The organism is Streptomyces sp. NPDC050549 (genome assembly GCF_040655035.1).
Classification (GTDB): domain Bacteria; phylum Actinomycetota; class Actinomycetes; order Streptomycetales; family Streptomycetaceae; genus Streptomyces.
In genome coordinates this window covers 88,306-103,752 of the sequence record NZ_JBFAJD010000016.1, presented here as the reverse complement: position 1 = coordinate 103,752, position 15,447 = coordinate 88,306, and the positions used below count along the sequence as shown (strand labels likewise).

The following is a 15,447-nucleotide window of genomic DNA, read 5'->3' as shown; positions in this document are numbered from 1 at the left end:
CGCCGCGATGACGACCACCCCCGGCTTCCGGCCCACGCACGTCGTCCCCGAGCACGGGATGCCCGCCTGGGAGGCCCCGGACCCCGCCCGCCCCACCGTGCCGCTCGACGCACTGCTCCCCGTGCAACTCCTGGAGCGGCGTGGCGACTGGGCCCACACCCTGTGCTCCAACGGCTGGTCCGCCTGGGTCGACGGCCGCCACCTCATCTCCGTCTCCCAGGACCCGCCCTTCGCCGGCGCCCCACAGGCACGTACCGCCGACCCGCGCCCGCTCCTGGCCCGCGCCGAACAGGCACTCGCCCGCTACCGCAGCGCCGTGGAGGAACTCGCGGGCGGCGGCCTCGACGGCGCGTCCTTCGAGGCCCGCACCAAGGGCCTGCGGATCGGAGTGGTCGTCGACGGCGCCTCCGTCTGGCTCTACGACGCCGACCACGGGCGCTGGGTCTACGGTGACGGCACCCGGCTCAGCACCTACGCCACCGACGACGGGCCCCGTGCCGAACCGGCCGACCCCGGTCATGCCCCCACTCAGGTTGTGAGCCCCGATGGCCCATGACGCGAGCCTCTTCTCCGGGCGGCCCTCCGAGCTGATCGGCCGGCAGATCGCCGGTTACCGCATCGAGGGCGAGATCGGCCGCGGTGGCATGGCGGTCGTCTACCGCGCCCACGACCTGCGCCTGGACCGCACGGTCGCCCTCAAACTGCTCGCCCCGGAACTCGCCCGCAACGACACCTTCCGCAAACGCTTCACGCATGAGTCCCGGGTCGCTGCCGCGATCGACCACCCGCACATCGTGCCCGTCTTCGAGGCGGGCGAGACGGACGGCGTCCTGTACATCGCCATGCGCTACGTCTCCGGCAGCGACCTGCGCCATCTTCTGGACAGGGCGGGCCCGTTGGGGCTTTCGGCGGCCACCCGCATCGTCGGCCAGGTCGCGTCCGCGCTGGACGCCGCCCACGAACACGGGCTGGTCCACCGGGACGTGAAGCCCGGCAACATCCTCGTGGCGCGCGGCACCGACGACGACCATCCCGAGCACGTGTACCTGACCGACTTCGGCCTGACGAAGAAGTCCCTTTCACTGACCGGGTTCACAACGGTCGGGCAGTTCGTCGGCACGCTCGACTACGTGGCTCCCGAGCAGATCTCCGGGCGGCCGGTCGACGGGCGCTGTGACGTGTACGGGCTTGCCTGCGTCGCCTTCGAGACCCTCGCGGGGCGTCCGCCGTTCCGGCGGGACGACGACATGGCGCTGCTGTGGGCGCACCAGTACGACATGCCGCCGGCGGTCACCGAGTCCCGACCTGATCTGCCGGGGCATGTCGACGCCGTGTTCGCGAAGGCGTTGGCGAAGAGTCCGGACGATCGGTACGAGTCGTGTCTGGCGTTCGTCACGGAGTTGCGGGGCGGGGTGTCCGGGCATGCGGCGACCGAGGTGGATGTGGGGGTGGCTGCGGTGCCGGCGTGGGCTGCGCCTGTGTTCAGGGGGCGCTGAGGTCTCGTTGTCGGCTGCTGGCCGGTGGGGGGGGGGCTGGTCGCGCAGTTCCCCGCGCCCCTATCGGGGCGCTGCAGTGCCCGGCGTCAGCGGTATCCGTCTTGCCGACACCCTGCGATGAGAGATCCGCCACCCGGCCACCGTGCGCACCACCGTGTCCTCGTACGTCACCGAACCGCACGAGCCGTCCGTCCGGACCCCCAGGCCCTTCGACCGGACCCGGACCCGTCCCTGGGCCGACGCCTCGATCACCACGTTCGTGACGTGATGTGCGACGGGGTTCGCGGGCCCCAACGCCAAGGACGCGCCCACGAGTTCGGGCAGGCCGGTGACCGTGCCCTGGGCGAAGTCGGTGAGGTCGTACTCGACGTCCGGGGTGAACACCTCGGTCAGACGGTCCAGTTCGCCCTCGTCGACCAAGTGGCCGTGCAGCGCGATCAACTCCGTTATGTCCAGGCGGTCTTCGAGAGTCAACGCCATGTCTGCCCTTTCCTCGGCTGGGCGCACACTCTCACGCCGGGCGCTGCGACTGCTCGGGGATTTCGATCTCGCCGTGTCGGCGTACCGGCTTTGCCAGCAGGGCGCCCAGGAAGCCCGCGATCAACCCCCAGAGAGCCGCCAGCCCCACCGCCGACCACAACTCGGGCTTCAGGAAGAGGTCGCCGGAGAGGCCGCCGCCCACGTCGCCGATGCCGAGGAGGGAGAGGCCGTAGTGGGCGGAGATGCGGCAGACCAGGCAGATCATGAGGACCGCGAGGGCGAAGGCGACCGCCAGGTGGACGGCGTGCTGCCAGGCGCGGGTGCGGGCCGGTGAGCGGACGGCCATCAGGAACGCGGCGGACAGGAGCAGGACCGCGTTCACCGCCAGCAGCCACCACACCCTGCCGTCGTACGCGGCGAGGGAGTTCAGGTTGAGGGTGGAGATGTCCGGGGTGCGCAGGACCTCGTCCAGCAGGTGGGGCATGGGCAGGCCGAAGGGGCCCTGGACCCGGCCGTTCCAGGTGGCGCCCAGTCCGGTCGTGAGGGTGAGCCACACGAGGTTCGGCATGCCGAGCAGGATCAGGGCGAAGGTCTGGGTGACGTTCCCGCGTGTCACCGCGGTGAGCAGGGCGATGACGACGCCGAGCGCGACGTAGGCCAGCAGCAGAGTCACCACGGCGTACGCTGCCGGGCGGACGGCCGCGTGGAAGCGCAGCAACCCGGCGGGCAGCGGTGCACCCGGCGACACCAGGAGGGCCAGCACCAGTACCCCGGCCAGCCACAGCAGACCGAACAGCACCGTCTGCGGTACGTCCGCCTCGAAGCCGACCTCGGGCGAGGCACCGATCAGGTCGCCGATGTCGCCGAGCGTCCCGCTGCCGAGCGAGATCGAGAACTTCTGGCGCGCGCCGAGGGCCAGCCCGATCAGGCCGAGCAGCCACAGTACGGCGATCCGGGCGGCCCAGCCCGCCAGCTCCGCGGCCGACGCGACGGCACGGTGCCGCAGGGGCCGTAGGAACGCGGTCGCGGTCGCCAGGGCGCCGGCCAGGGTCACCGAGAGGGGGATGACCGTCAGGCCCGCTTCTGTGTCGGCGAGCGCGCCCGCGTTTCCGGAGAGCTTCACGGTGCCGCCGACGGCCGTCACCACGGTCGCCGTGACGACCCGGGGGAACGCGCCGTCGGGGAGGTCCGTCGCGCCCGCCGCCCACAGGCCCAGCGCGGCGACCACGCCCATGGTGAGCAGCCCGGCCAGCACCGTGCTCAGGGCCTGGACCCAGCCGTGGCGGGCGACTGCCTGGTCGGAGGGGGTTCGGGGGGTCACGCCTGCCACGCTAAGCAGCGCCGGGGGAGCGCGCCCGCCGGGAGGGCCGTCCGCGTCGGCTTGCGGGCGGACGGGTACCGGAGCACACAATGGGATCGTTGTGGATAAAGCGGGATGGAACACCATGAATGCCGCTGAGAACCGCGTCGGGAAGAAGAACTCGTGAGCGTCGAACCTCCGTCTTCAGGCCGCCCCACCGGACCGCCCTCCGGCCCGCTGTCGGGACCCTCCCAGCCGCCTTCGGGCCCGCCCTCACAGCCCTCGGGCAGCGGTGGCGCCGGGGCGCCGGAACCGCACCGCCCGTGGTGGAAGTCGGCGCCACGCGTCGCGATCCTCACTGCGGTCGTGGTGGCCGCCGTGGTGCTGGGCCTCGTCTTCACCCGCTCCGACGGAGGCTCGACCCACACCGCGAGCAAGGGCGAGGTCTTTCTGCAGGCCGCGGCGAAGACCGGTCCTGACCCGTTCACGGAGTCCACGGCGAGCGAGAGTTCCGCCCCGCCCGTCTCCGCCTCACCCACCGCCTCGGAGCCGGCGAACGTCGTGCGCGGTGTCGACGGCGGCGCACCCGGCCTCTACGGCGGCACCCAGAACGTCGCCACCTGTGACGTGGGGAAGCAGATCAAGGCGCTCCAGGCGAACCCGGCCAAGGAAAAGGCGTTCGCGTCGGTCGTCGGCGTCCAGCCCGCCGGAGTCCCCGCCTATCTGCGCTCCCTCACTCCCGTACAGCTGCGCATGGACACCCGCGTCACCAACCACGGCTACCGCGACGGCGTCGCCACCAGCTACCAGGCCGTCCTCCAGGCAGGCACCGCCGTCCTCGTCGACAGCCACGGCGTGCCCCGCGTCCGCTGCGCCTGCGGCAACCCGCTGTCGCCGCCCGTCGCCCAGCAGACCACTCCGAAGCCGACCGGCGACAGCTGGTCCTCGTACCGGCCGCAGAACGTCGTCGTGGTCACGCCCGCGCCGCAGGTCATCAACATCTTCGTGATCTACGACGCCCACAACGGGCACTGGTTCGGCCGCCACCACGGCGACACGGGCCGGCACGACCACCGGACCCCGCCGCCGCTGAATCCGGCCAGCCCCTCGGTGACCGTGTCCCCGCCGACCTCGCCGTCCTCCGACTCCCCGTCGCCGTGCGCCTCCACGGCCCCCGGCACACCGGGCACGCCCGGTGCGTCCACGAGCCCGTGCCCGCCGACGTCGAGCTCCCCCTCCTCGTCCCCGAGCTCGGAGTCACCGTCCTCCGAGTCGCCGTCGACCGAGTCGTCGGCTTCGTCATCCGCGCCCGAATCGGTCACCTCCAGTGCGACGACGACATCCGCGTCGAACTCCGCGTCGAACTCCGCGTCGGCCTCGGTGCCGAGCTTCAGCGCGCCGGTTTCCCCGGGGACGAGTTCACCGTCACTCTTCTAGGGGGACTGCCCGGCGTGGGGCTGGGTACGAGCACTGGTGCGACAGCAACAGGCCGGCGCCCGCCTTCGAGAGAGACACGCATGATCGACCACCGGGACGGGGTAGTGATACCGACTCGTTTCGACGTGCCCGTGGAACCGCTGAGGCGGGCGGCGCACTACACCGGGGAACCGGGCTGCATCTCCGATGCCCGGCACTTCACGCACCAGTTCCTCGAGCAGCTCAGAACCGAGTGGTGCGCCAGGATCGACGACCGGTCCGAAGGCGAACTGCTGTTGGTGGTGAGCGAGCTGGTCACCAACGCGGACCGGCACAGCAACGGCCCGTACATCCTGGAACTGGAGGGCACCGACGCCTCGGTGACGGTGTCCGTCTGCGACAGCAGTGTCGCCCTGCCCCGGCTCTTCGCCCGTGACCCAGAGCGGATCGGCCGGCACGGCCTGGAGATCGTGCACGCCCTGGCCGCCCGGGTGACCGTCGAACGGGTACCGGTCGGCAAGCGCGTGCGTGCGGTGCTGCGCCTGAGCGGCGAGGACCGCTAAGCGGGTCGGGTGAAGTCCGCTACGGTTCGGCAGCGCCCTGAAGGGGCGCGGGGAACTGCGCGACCAGCTACGACGGCGCTGCGGACGTCCGACGGCGCATCGCGGCACTTCCGGCGGAGCGCTTAGGCCTCAGGCCCGGGTGGCCGTGATCAGTTCGTGGAGGTACCGCTTGGTGACCCGGCCGCCGTGCCGTGTCTCCAGCAGGTTCCGGAGGCAGGCCAGGAGGCCCCGGCGCGAGGGCTCGTCCAGGGCGAGATGGCCCGAGTAGGTGAGCACGACGTCGAGGTACTCGTCGGTCGTGTACGTGATCTCCCGCGCACCGCGCCACACCGTGACGCCCTCGAAATGCTCGGAGCGCTCGAAGTCCCCGGTGTGCGTGGCGGATTCGTCCTCGGTGGGACTGCGGAAGCCGGGTCGGGTGCTCGGATCCCAGCGTTCGTAGCAGCGCTGCATCCGGTCGAAGAACTCCTGGGTGCCGCCCGCCACATGGCGGGTGGTGACGACCGCGAGCTGCCCGCCGGGACGTAGGGCGGCCGCCGCCTTCGCCAGGAACCTCCCGGGATCGAACCAGTGATACGCCGTCGCGGTCACCACCAGGTCGAAGGGCTCGTCCGGCAGTTCCCACCGCTCGAAGTCCGCCACCTCCACGTCCACCCGGGGGAACGCGCTCAGGTTGCGCCGGGCCACCGCCGCCAGGGACGGCCCCAGCTCCACGGCGGTCAGCCGGCAGCCGAACTCGGCCAGCGGGACGGTGAGTTGACCGGTCCCGGGAGCGATCTCCAGCACCCGGCGATCCGGGCCGAGGTCCGACACCCGGGCCAGTTCCGCCACGAGAGGGCGCGGATACCGGGGCCGGGCCCGGTCGTACCGCTCGGCCGCACTGTCGAACGTGTCGCGCAGCACCGTTCCCGCACCCTTCGGATCGGCGATTCCACCCAGGGCAGAATGCTGATCCCTTGCCCTGGCGTCCAGCGCTTTTAGTCTGAGGGGGTGAGCAACCAAGCGCCGAACCAAGCCCGCGTGATCCCCCTGCGCCCGCACGAGCCGGCCCCCCACCTGCCGGAGCCGGCGGTTCCCGCGCCCAAGGAACCCCTGTGGCGCGACCTGGTCGGTGACGTCCTGCGACGTGAACGCCTCGCCCAGGAGCGCACGTTGAAGGATGTGGCCGACACCGCCCGGATCTCCATGCCGTATCTCTCGGAGGTGGAGCGGGGTCGCAAGGAGGCCTCCTCGGAGGTCCTCGCGGCCGCCGCCCACGCCCTCGGTCTCGACCTCGGCGACCTGCTGTCGCTGACCCGGAACGAGTTCACGCAGTACCGCAACAGGCGTCAGGGCAGGGTGAGTTCGCCGTACAACGGGCTGTGCCTGGTCGCCGCCTGACGATTGTCGGTCAGACCGCGACGAGGCGTCGGCTGACCACCTCGTCGGCGAGGCCGTACGCCACGGCCTCCGGCGCGGTGAACACCTTGTCGCGGTCCATGTCGGCGCGCAGTGTCGCGATGTCGTGGTGCGTGTGCCGCGACAGCACCTCCTCGACCTGGGAGCGGATCCGCACCATCTCCTTCGCCTGGAGCGCGAGATCGGAGACCATGCCGCGCTGCCCGCCGCTCGCCGGCTGGCCGAGCAGCACGCGCGCGTGCTCCAGCACGAACCGGCGTCCGGGGTCGCCGCCCGCGAGCAGCACGGCCGCCGTGGAGGCGGCCTGGCCGACGCAGAACGTCGAGATCGGGGCCTGCACGTACGTCATCGTGTCGTAGATCGCCATGAGCGAAGTGAACGAGCCGCCGGGGGAGTTGATGTAGATCGCGATCTCACTCTCCGGGGACGACGACTCCAGATGGAGGAGCTGCGCGATGACGACATTGGCGACGCCGTCGTCGATCTCGGTGCCGAGGAAAATGATCCGCTCGGCCAGCAGCCGGCTGAACACGTCGTAGGAGCGCTCGCCCTGCGGGGTCCGCTCGACGACGTTCGGAATCGTGTACGAACCCATGTCAGAGCCCCATCCGTCGCTTGGAGGCGGCCGGGCGGACGTCGGCCAGGGAGGCGACGACCCGGTCCACCATGCCGTACTCCTTGGCCTGTTCGGCCGTGAACCAGCGGTCGCGGTCGCCGTCGCGGGAGACGGTCTCCTCGCTCTGGCCGGTGTGCCGGGCGGTGAGGCGTTCGATGGTCCGCTTCGTGTGCTCCAGGTTCTCCGCCTGGATCTCGATGTCGGCGGTGGTGCCGCCGATGCCCGCCGAGGGCTGGTGCATCATGACCCGCGCGTGGGGGAGGGCATAGCGCTTGCCGGGTGCGCCGACGGTCAGCAGGAACTGGCCCATGCTCGCCGCGAAGCCCATCACCAGCGTGGAGACGTCGTTCGGGATCAGCTGCATCGTGTCGTAGATCGCGAGGCCCGCCGTCACCGAACCGCCGGGGCTGTTGACGTACAGGCTGATGTCCGTGCGCGGGTCCTCCGCGGACAGGATCAGGAGCTGGGCGCAGACCCGGTTCGCGGAGACCTCGTCGACCTGGGTGCCCAGGAGGACGATCCGCTGGGCGAGGAGCTGCGCGGCCAGATGGTCGTCGAAGCGGGAGGGCGGGGTGTCGCCCTCCTCGGCGCGCGGCATGAGGGCCGGCGCGAAGCCGGCCGTGAGTGAAGACATCGGCACTCCTTGTCGAGGCTCTGTGGTGTCTCCACTGTCGGTCGGTAGGCGTCCGAACTGCGGGTTTCTAGGCTCGTAGCAGATTCGCCGTGGGCAGAGACGTCATCCGGTCGCCCCTTCCGCTCACTCGGCACCCTTCTCGCGCAGCTGTCGGAAGAAGGCCCGTACGTCCTCGGCCAGCAGGTCCGGCTCCTCCATGGCGGCGAAGTGGCCGCCCCGGTCGAGTTTGGTCCAGCGGACGATGTTCTCGGTCCGTTCGGCCTTGTGCCGGAGCGGGATCTGGATCTCGGCGGGGAAGACCGCGAGCGCGGTCGGCGTGGTGGACGGGAGGGTGGGGGCGGCGGCCCGGGCACCGGTGGCGTGGGCCCGCTCGTAGTAGATCCGGGCGGCCGAACCGGCGGTTCCCGTCAGCCAGTACAGCATGACGTCGGTGAGCAGCCGGTCCCGGTCCACGGCCTCCTCGGGCAGTTCCTGCGAGTCGGTCCACTCCCTGAACTTCTCGACGATCCAGGCGAGTTGACCGACCGGCGAGTCCGTGAGGGCGTACGCCAGGGTCTGCGGGCGGGTGGCGTGGAGGACGGCGTACCCCGTGCCCTCGCGCGACCACTCGACCCAGCGGCGCCAGGACTCCAGGGCGTCCGCCCGCTCCTCGGGGCCGAGCGCGTCCAGCTCCTCGGGGGTGGGCTCGGTGAGGGCCTGCGCACCCGGCAGCAGGTTGAGGTGGACGCCGATGACCCGGTCGGGGTGGGCACGGCCCAGCTCGCGGGAGATTGCCGCGCCCCAGTCGCCGCCCTGCGCGCCGAACCGCTCGTAGCCGAGGCGGCGCATCAGCTCGGCCCAGACGTCGGCGATGCGGCCCGCCTCCCAGCCGGTGTCGGCAGGGGGCCCGGAGAGGCCGAAGCCCGGGATGCCGGGCACGACCACGTGGAAGGCGTCGGCCGGGTCGCCGCCGTGGGCCGCAGGATCGGTCAACAGGCCCACGATGTCGACGAATTCGACGATCGAGCCCGGCCAGCCGTGCGTGATGATCAGCGGGGTGGCGTCCGGCTGCGGGGAGCGGATGTGCGCGAAGTGGACGTTCGACCCGTCGATGGTGGTCGTGAACTGCGGCCACGCGTTCAGCTCGGCCTCGGCCGACCGCCAGTCGTACTCGTGCCGCCAGTAGCGCACCAGCTCCCGCAGGTAATCGGCCGGCACGCCGTACGCCCAGCCGGTGCCGGGCAGCTCGTCGGGCCAGCGGGTGCGGTCGAGGCGGGCGTACAGGTCGTCGAGGTCGGCCTGGGGGATGTCGATGCGGAACGGGCGGATGCTGTCTGCCTGCGAGGACGTCATGGAGTCCGAGCCTAGTTCCGGGCGGCGGATCGGCCACCTGAATTGTCCGGCGCCCCGACCGATGAGTTTCGCGTAGGGCTCCGGTCGATACAGATGACCGTGTTCGATGCCCCAGGAGCCCATGGAGGAACGCATGACCACCGACGGATTCACCACGTGTCTCTGGTTCGACGGCCAGGCCGAGGAAGCCGCCCACCTCTACGTGTCGATCTTCAAGAACTCGAGCATCGGCCGCATCAGCCACTACGGCGAGGGCGCCCCGCAGCCGGCGGGCTCGGTGCTCACCGTCGAGTTCACGGCCTTCGGCCAGAAGTTCGTCGCGCTGAACGGCGGCCCGATGTTCAAGTTCACCGAGGCGGTCTCCTTCCAGATCCCCTGCGAGAACCAGGAGGACATCGACTACTACTGGGCCAAGCTCACCGAGGGCGGCGGCGAGCCCGGGCCCTGCGGCTGGCTCAAGGACAAGTACGGTCTGTCCTGGCAGGTCGTCCCCACCCGGCTGATCGACATGATCACCGACCCGGACCCCGCGAAGGTCGCCCGTGCGACGGAGTCCTTCATGGCGATGAGCAAGTTCGACCTCGCCGCCCTGGAGAAGGCCTTCGCGGGGGAGTGACCCGGCTATGCAGGCTGCGCCAGCGCCGCCACCTCGGCGGCGCCCAGCGCCCTGCCGTAGACCCGGAAGTCGTCGACCGAGCCCTTCAGGTACGGGTCGGCGTACTGCGACCGGCCTACGTATCCGGCCCGGACGTGGTTGCCGAAGCGGCGCGGCTCCACGGTGACGGCGGTGTTCCGGCCGGCTTCCGCGCCGTCCACATACAGGACGGCGGTCCCGTCGCCGTAGGCCACCGCCACATGAACCCAGCGGTCCGTAGGCAGCGGCTCGGCGTCGATGCGCTGCTCGGCGCCCGCCCCGCCCGCGGTGATCGCGTACCGCAGGGTGCCGTCACCGCTGAGCGGGGTCAGGAACATGTTGGCGGTGACGCCGGTGCCGAGGTCGAAAATCCGGCTCCAGGTGCCCGGCCGACCGTCCAGCCGGACCCATGCGGCGAGCGAGTACGCCGATGCACCCGCCAACAGGTCCTCGGCGAGCGCGACATGACCGTCGACGCCGTCGAGGGCCACCGCGCCACCGAGCCGGCCGTCCGCCGACCACGCGGCTCCGCCGACCAGTTGGGCCGTACGGCCGTTGCCCGTCGCGTCGGCCGCTGCCGTGCCCGAGGTCTCGTCGAAGCGGTGCCAGGCGGCGAACTCCGGGGGCGGGGGCGGGGGTTCGCCGGTCAGCCAGTACACCGAGTAGTGCTGGTGGTGGACACGGGCGATCGGCAGCAGGGTCACGTCCGTGTCGTCCGCGCGGGCGGTGAAACGCAGCGGGTCGGAGGACTCCTGCCTTACGGAGTCGACGTCCAGGCGTGACAGCCAGGGATCGGCCCGGTCGCCGAACGCTCCGGCCAGCACCACCGGACCGTGCAGCACGGCCTGCACATCGGGGTCGTCGGGGGTCGGCTCCACGACCGTACGCATCGGCAGGGACACCTCGACCCTGTCGCCTGCGCGCCAGGTCCGCTGCAGGGTGAGCCAGGTGCCGGGCTTCGGACGGTCGGGCAGGGCACGGCCGTTGAGGGCGACGCGGGCGCCGGAGGCCCAGGACGGGATGCGGACGCGCAGCAGGTGTGCGGACCGGCCGGCGGTGACCGTCAGCGTGGTGGTGGAGCCGTCGGGGAAGCCGGTGGTCTGCCGCCAGGTGATGCCCCGCTCGCGCCAGACGACCTGGGACGGCACGAACAGGTTGACCAGCAGACCGCGGTCGTCGTGCGTGTAGATCGTGTCGGCGAACTTGGCCTGTGTCTCCATGCCGGTGCCGTGGTCGCAGGAGAAGTTGTCGTAGTCCGTGGAGTACACGTTCGGATCCGCGCCCATGAAGGACGGCTGGCGCTTGAACGACCCCGGCGCCAGGCCGGTGTAGTAGATGTTGAAGCCGTGCTCGGAGTCCGGGTCCTGCTCGCCCAACAGCTGGTTGAACAGGGCCCGTTCGTAGAAGTCGAGCAGGTCGACGCGGTCCGGGGTGTGGAAGTGCAGCAGCCGGGTCAGTTTCAGCATGTTGTAGCTGTTGCAGTTCTCGCAGGTGTTGTCCGACAACTGCCCTGCCACCACGTCCGGTTCGTGGAAGGCCTCGCCGTTGCTGTTGCCGCCGATGACGTACGAGTGGTGGCCGGTGACGATCTCCCAGAAGTTCGCGGCGATCGTCCGGAACCGCTCGGGCAGCCCCTCCTCCCACAGCCGCAGGGCGCCGACCATCTTCGGGATCTGCGTGTTGGCGTGCAGCCCGGCGAGCCGGTCCTCGCCCTGGGCCAGCGGATCGAAGACCCTGGCGTGCGTGAAGCGTTCGGCGACATCGAGCCAGGTGGCGTTGCCGGTGAGGGCGTGCAGATCGGCGAGCACGTCGTTCATCCCGCCGAACTCGGTCTCCAGCACCCGCTGCATCCGCTCGTACGACAGTCCCGCGGTGCGCGCGTCGACCCAGCGCGCCTGCCGGAGCACCACGTCGAGGGCCTGCTCGTTCCCGGTCAGCCGGTACTGCTCGACCAGTCCCGCCATGATCTTGTGGATCGTGTAGTACGGCGCCCACACCCCGGTCCCGGCCTCCAGCCGGTCGAAGAAGCTCTCCGGGAACGCGGACAGATAGCCGGTGCGGAAACCCGCGGTGGGCGAGGCCGCCTGACACTTCGCCAGCTCGGCGACCAGAGTCCGGCCCTTGTCGCGCAGGTCGGTGTCACCGGTGTTGGCGTACGCGAGCGCGAGTCCGGAGAGCAGATGGCCGGTGGAGTGGCCGCGCAGTTCCACGTCGGGCCCCTCCCAGCCGCCGCAGGGCTGGGCGGTGCTGGGCAGGCGGACGTTGGTACGGAAGGTGTGCAGCAACCGGTCGAGGTCGACGAAGCGCAGATAGGCCGAGTTGCGGCGCTGGTTGTCCCGGAAGGGGCTGTCCAGCAGGGTCACGGCGGTGAGCGGGAAGGGGCGGACCGCGGTGGGTTCGGCGGCGGCGCGGTCGGTGGCGGCGTGCGCCGTGCCGTCCGTGCCGGTGAGGGTGAAGGCGGCCGAGGTGGCACCTGCGGCCGCGAGCAACTGACGTCTGCCCAGGGGTGGGGTCATCACCAATGTCCTTCGCATGTCGAGGAGTTGGGAGTCGGGGCGGCGGTGTCCCTCCACCGCTCCACTCCGGTTCGAAATCCCGGATGTCGTGCGACATGCTGTGCGCTGGACACGCTAGGCGCCCGCTGTGTGATGTCAACAGGGCGTGGAGGGACGGTAGTTGATGGTGGGGACGGCAAGGGGGCCGGGTGTCAGGTGTCGCTGTTCAGTAGCAGTGCGTGCAACTCGGCTGCTCGCCAGGCCAGTTGCTCCGCCTGCTCGGCCCTGGCGCGGGTGCGCGGCCGGGGGAGCGTGATGTCGAGGACCGTACGGATCCGGCCGGGGCGGGGCGTGAGCACCACCACCCGGTCGGCCAGCATGACCGCCTCGTCGACGGAGTGGGTGACGAGGACGACGGTGGACGGATGCTCGCGGTGCGTGCGCTGCAACTCGGCGCACAACTCGTCCCGGGTGAGCGCGTCGAGCGCGGAGAACGGCTCGTCCATCAGCAGTACCCGAGGGCGCTGCATCAACGACCGGCACAGCGCCACCCGCTGCTGCATTCCGCCGGACAGCTCGTGCGGCAGGCGCCGCTGGAAGCCGTCGAGCCCCATCGCCTCGATCAGCCCCAGCGCCCGCTTCCGTGAGCCGTCGCGCCGGTCGCCCGAGATCTCCGCAGGCAGCAGCACATTGTCGAGCACCGACCGCCACGGCAGCAGGGCCGGCCGCTGGAAGAGGACGGCGCAGTCGCCGCGCGGCCCGGTGACGGCACGGCCGCCCATGAGGACCTCGCCCCGGGTCGGCACCGCCAGCCCGGCGATCAGCCGCAGCAGCGTCGACTTCCCGCAGCCGGAACGCCCGACGACCGCCACGAACTCGCCGTCACCGGCCTCCAGATCGATGCCCTGAAGCGCTTCGACACGGCCGCGCCGATGTGCGAACTCCTTGGACACACCCCGTAGTTCGATCACGCGTCGACTCCCGTCGGCCGCCGTGCGCGGAATACCGAAAATCGCTCTGCTGGATTGTGACATGCACGCGTACGATTTGCCGGATCGCGACCCCGGCGATAACCCCCCACCGACTTCCGCCGTCCCCCCCCACCCATTCCCGCTCAGGGGAGGTCGCATGATCCGTTCACACCGTACGGCGACGGTTTTCTGTGCGGTGGCCACAGTGCTGGCCGCCGCTGCCTGTGGCTCCAACTCGCCCTCCAAGAGCACGAGTTCGGCCAAGGATCAGCTCACGTATGTCACCGCATTCGGTGCGGCGGGACGGGACGCCTTCGCGTGGGTGGCCGAGCAGAAGGGCTATTTCCGGCAGGCCGGAATCGATGTGAAGATCGAACTCGGAAAGGCCGCAGGAGAGAACCTCAAGGCCCTCGCCTCAGGAAAGGCCCAGTTCACCAGCCTCGACCTGACGGGCGCGATGATTTCCGCCGGAGCCAAGAACTCCACGGCCTATCGCGACTTCCGAGCCGTGCTCGCCATCCACCAGCGCACCCTTGTCTCCATCATGGCGATGCAGGGCTCGGGCATCAGCACCCCGAAAGACCTCACGGGCAAAAAGATCGCCGCCGCCGCCAATTCCGTGAACCAGCTGCTGTTCCCCGGCTATGCCAAGCTGGCCGGCATCGACACGGCCGGAATCCGCTGGATCGCCGTCCAGCCCGTCCAGTTGGGCCCGGCCCTCGCGAGCGGAAAGGCCGACGCGCTCAGCACGTTCCTGATCGGCCGCCCCACCATCGAGAAGGCCACCGTGCAGGCCAGGTCCAAGCACGTCGTCGTGTTCCCCTACAGCACCTATCTGCCCGACCTGTTCGGCAACGCGACGGTCACCACGGCCTCCATCGCCGCGAAGCAGCCGGACCTGGTCAAGCGCTTCCGCACCGCGCTGCTCAAGGGACTGAAGTACACGATCCAACACCCCGACGAGGCCGGGAAGTTGCTGCACGCCAAGCACCCGGAGACGGACGCCGCGGCGGCCACCCAGGAGATCAAGCTGATGACGCCGGCCGTGACGGCCGAGGGCACCGCGAACATCGGCGTGATCACCGAGGCGCGGATGCAGGGCGCCCTCACCAGCCTGGAGAAGGCCGGTGTCATCCAACCTGGGATGACACCGCAGGACGTCGTCGACTTCGCCGCCATGAAGTCGAGTTGACGGCCGTGGAGACCCCGCTCTCGTACGTCTTCGACAACGACCATCCCGAGGCCGCCGACCGGCACGGCCAACTCCCTGCCATCCTGGACGATTTCACGGCCGCGCGACTCTCCACCCTCGGTGACCTGACCGGCCTGCGCTGTCTGGAGACCGGCGCCGGGGGCGGCAGCATCGCCGACTGGCTCACCCGCGCGACCGGACCGACGGGACGAGTGCTGGCCACCGACGTCAACACCCGCCATCTGCCCGCGAGTCCGCCGTATGACGTGCTGGTGCACGACCTGGAGAAGGACCCGGTGCCGGACGGGCCCTGGGACGTGATCCACGCCCGGCTGGTGCTGCTCCACCTGCCCGGGCGGGAGGCCGTGCTCCGGAGGCTCGCGGCTGCCCTCGCCCCCGGTGGCGCGCTGGTGCTGGAGGACTTCGAGACGACCTTCCGCAAGCTGGTCCTCGCGGCCCCCACTCCGCGGGCCGCACAACTGGTCGACCTCTACCACGAGTTGCTGGTCGAACGCGTCCTGCCCGCCCACGGCAACGACCCCACCTGGGCCGGACGGGTGCCCGCCGCCATGCTGGAGGCGGGCCTGACCGACGTGGACACCGTGATCCACTCCCGCTCCTGGCCGGGCGGCACCGCGGGCGCGCTGCTGATCGCCGCGAACATCGCGCAGGCACGCGAGGACTTCCTCGCGGCCGGCATGACGGAGGCCCAACTCGCCGAACTGGACCGGCTGGTCACCGACCCCAGGCTGCTGGTGCGCGGCCACTTCACCTACTCGACCATCGGCCGCAGGCCCTCGGCGTGAAACGCGTTCCGGCAGCACGGGCCTTCGGCCTGAGGCGCGCCCTGGCGGCGCGGGCCTCCGGCGCGAAACGGGTTGTGGGGCAGGCCCCTGGTGCGGGACGCGTTCCGGCAGCGC

Annotated in this window: 16 protein-coding genes; 8 read left to right on the top strand and 8 right to left on the bottom strand. The window is 70.8% G+C overall.

Annotated elements, in window-relative coordinates; translation table 11 throughout:
- Positions 1-7 precede the first annotated feature (7 nt).
- Both AB0I51_RS23795 and AB0I51_RS23790 read left to right on the top strand, forming a co-directional pair.
- Entirely contained in the window at positions 8-556 is a 549-nt protein-coding gene (locus AB0I51_RS23795; protein ID WP_362978179.1) for a hypothetical protein, read from the top strand.
- On the top strand, positions 546-1,496 hold the full coding sequence (locus AB0I51_RS23790; protein ID WP_362978177.1) for a serine/threonine-protein kinase: 951 nt from the start codon (positions 546-548) through the stop codon (positions 1,494-1,496). Before AB0I51_RS23795 ends, AB0I51_RS23790 begins: the two co-directional genes overlap by 11 nt.
- 60 nt (positions 1,497-1,556) lie before the next feature.
- Here the strand turns inward: AB0I51_RS23790 and AB0I51_RS23785 are convergent, their stop codons facing one another.
- Positions 1,557-1,976, bottom strand: coding sequence for a nuclear transport factor 2 family protein (locus AB0I51_RS23785; RefSeq protein WP_362978175.1), 420 nt, complete (start codon positions 1,974-1,976; stop codon positions 1,557-1,559).
- A 31-nt stretch (positions 1,977-2,007) separates the two neighbouring features.
- The gene (locus AB0I51_RS23780; RefSeq protein ID WP_362978173.1) at positions 2,008-3,297 is read right to left on the bottom strand and encodes a streptophobe family protein; all 1,290 of its coding nucleotides are present in this window, start codon (positions 3,295-3,297) and stop codon (positions 2,008-2,010) included.
- Positions 3,298-3,459: 162 nt separating this feature from the next.
- On the opposite strand from AB0I51_RS23780, the gene AB0I51_RS23775 reads away from it, so the two are divergent.
- Positions 3,460-4,713 carry a DUF6777 domain-containing protein gene (locus AB0I51_RS23775; protein WP_362978171.1) on the top strand — a complete coding sequence of 418 codons (1,254 nt, stop codon included), beginning with the start codon at positions 3,460-3,462 and terminating at the stop codon, positions 4,711-4,713.
- 80 nt (positions 4,714-4,793) lie between these two features.
- Positions 4,794-5,255 (top strand): ATP-binding protein, encoded by a 462-nt coding sequence (locus tag AB0I51_RS23770; RefSeq protein WP_362978169.1) that lies wholly within the window; start codon positions 4,794-4,796, stop codon positions 5,253-5,255.
- 129 nt (positions 5,256-5,384) lie between these two features.
- Here AB0I51_RS23770 and AB0I51_RS23765 read toward each other — a convergent pair whose 3' ends face one another.
- Entirely contained in the window at positions 5,385-6,158 is a 774-nt protein-coding gene (locus AB0I51_RS23765) for a class I SAM-dependent methyltransferase (RefSeq protein WP_362978167.1), read from the bottom strand.
- Positions 6,159-6,245: 87 nt separating this feature from the next.
- On the opposite strand from AB0I51_RS23765, the gene AB0I51_RS23760 reads away from it, so the two are divergent.
- On the top strand, positions 6,246-6,635 hold the full coding sequence (locus AB0I51_RS23760; RefSeq protein WP_362978165.1) for a helix-turn-helix transcriptional regulator: 390 nt from the start codon (positions 6,246-6,248) through the stop codon (positions 6,633-6,635).
- 10 nt (positions 6,636-6,645) lie between these two features.
- On the opposite strand, the gene AB0I51_RS23755 is transcribed toward AB0I51_RS23760, so the two are convergent.
- From AB0I51_RS23755 to AB0I51_RS23745, 3 genes are all read right to left on the bottom strand, one after another.
- Complete coding sequence (locus tag AB0I51_RS23755) at positions 6,646-7,248, bottom strand: ATP-dependent Clp protease proteolytic subunit (RefSeq protein ID WP_362978163.1); 603 nt, start codon at positions 7,246-7,248, stop codon at positions 6,646-6,648.
- 1 nt (position 7,249) lies between these two features.
- Positions 7,250-7,903: an ATP-dependent Clp protease proteolytic subunit gene (locus tag AB0I51_RS23750; protein ID WP_362978161.1), complete on the bottom strand. Its 654-nt coding sequence runs from the start codon at positions 7,901-7,903 to the stop codon at positions 7,250-7,252.
- Positions 7,904-8,026: 123 nt separating this feature from the next.
- On the bottom strand, positions 8,027-9,235 hold the full coding sequence (locus AB0I51_RS23745) for an epoxide hydrolase family protein (RefSeq protein ID WP_362978159.1): 1,209 nt from the start codon (positions 9,233-9,235) through the stop codon (positions 8,027-8,029).
- A 133-nt stretch (positions 9,236-9,368) separates the two neighbouring features.
- Between AB0I51_RS23745 and AB0I51_RS23740 the strand changes: the two genes are divergently transcribed.
- Positions 9,369-9,851, top strand: coding sequence for a VOC family protein (locus tag AB0I51_RS23740; protein WP_362978157.1), 483 nt, complete (start codon positions 9,369-9,371; stop codon positions 9,849-9,851).
- A gap of 5 nt (positions 9,852-9,856) precedes the next feature.
- Here AB0I51_RS23740 and AB0I51_RS23735 read toward each other — a convergent pair whose 3' ends face one another.
- Positions 9,857-12,385: a beta-L-arabinofuranosidase domain-containing protein gene (locus AB0I51_RS23735; protein WP_362978155.1), complete on the bottom strand. Its 2,529-nt coding sequence runs from the start codon at positions 12,383-12,385 to the stop codon at positions 9,857-9,859.
- A gap of 191 nt (positions 12,386-12,576) precedes the next feature.
- A complete protein-coding gene (locus AB0I51_RS23730; protein WP_362978153.1) occupies positions 12,577-13,335 on the bottom strand; it encodes an ABC transporter ATP-binding protein in 759 nt (252 codons plus the stop codon).
- A gap of 157 nt (positions 13,336-13,492) precedes the next feature.
- Between AB0I51_RS23730 and AB0I51_RS23725 the strand changes: the two genes are divergently transcribed.
- The gene (locus tag AB0I51_RS23725) at positions 13,493-14,527 is read left to right on the top strand and encodes an ABC transporter substrate-binding protein (protein WP_362978151.1); all 1,035 of its coding nucleotides are present in this window, start codon (positions 13,493-13,495) and stop codon (positions 14,525-14,527) included.
- Positions 14,528-14,532: 5 nt separating this feature from the next.
- Positions 14,533-15,333, top strand: a complete 801-nt coding sequence (locus AB0I51_RS23720) for a methyltransferase domain-containing protein (protein WP_362978348.1) — start codon at positions 14,533-14,535, stop codon at positions 15,331-15,333.
- The last annotated feature ends 114 nt before the right edge of the window (positions 15,334-15,447 follow it).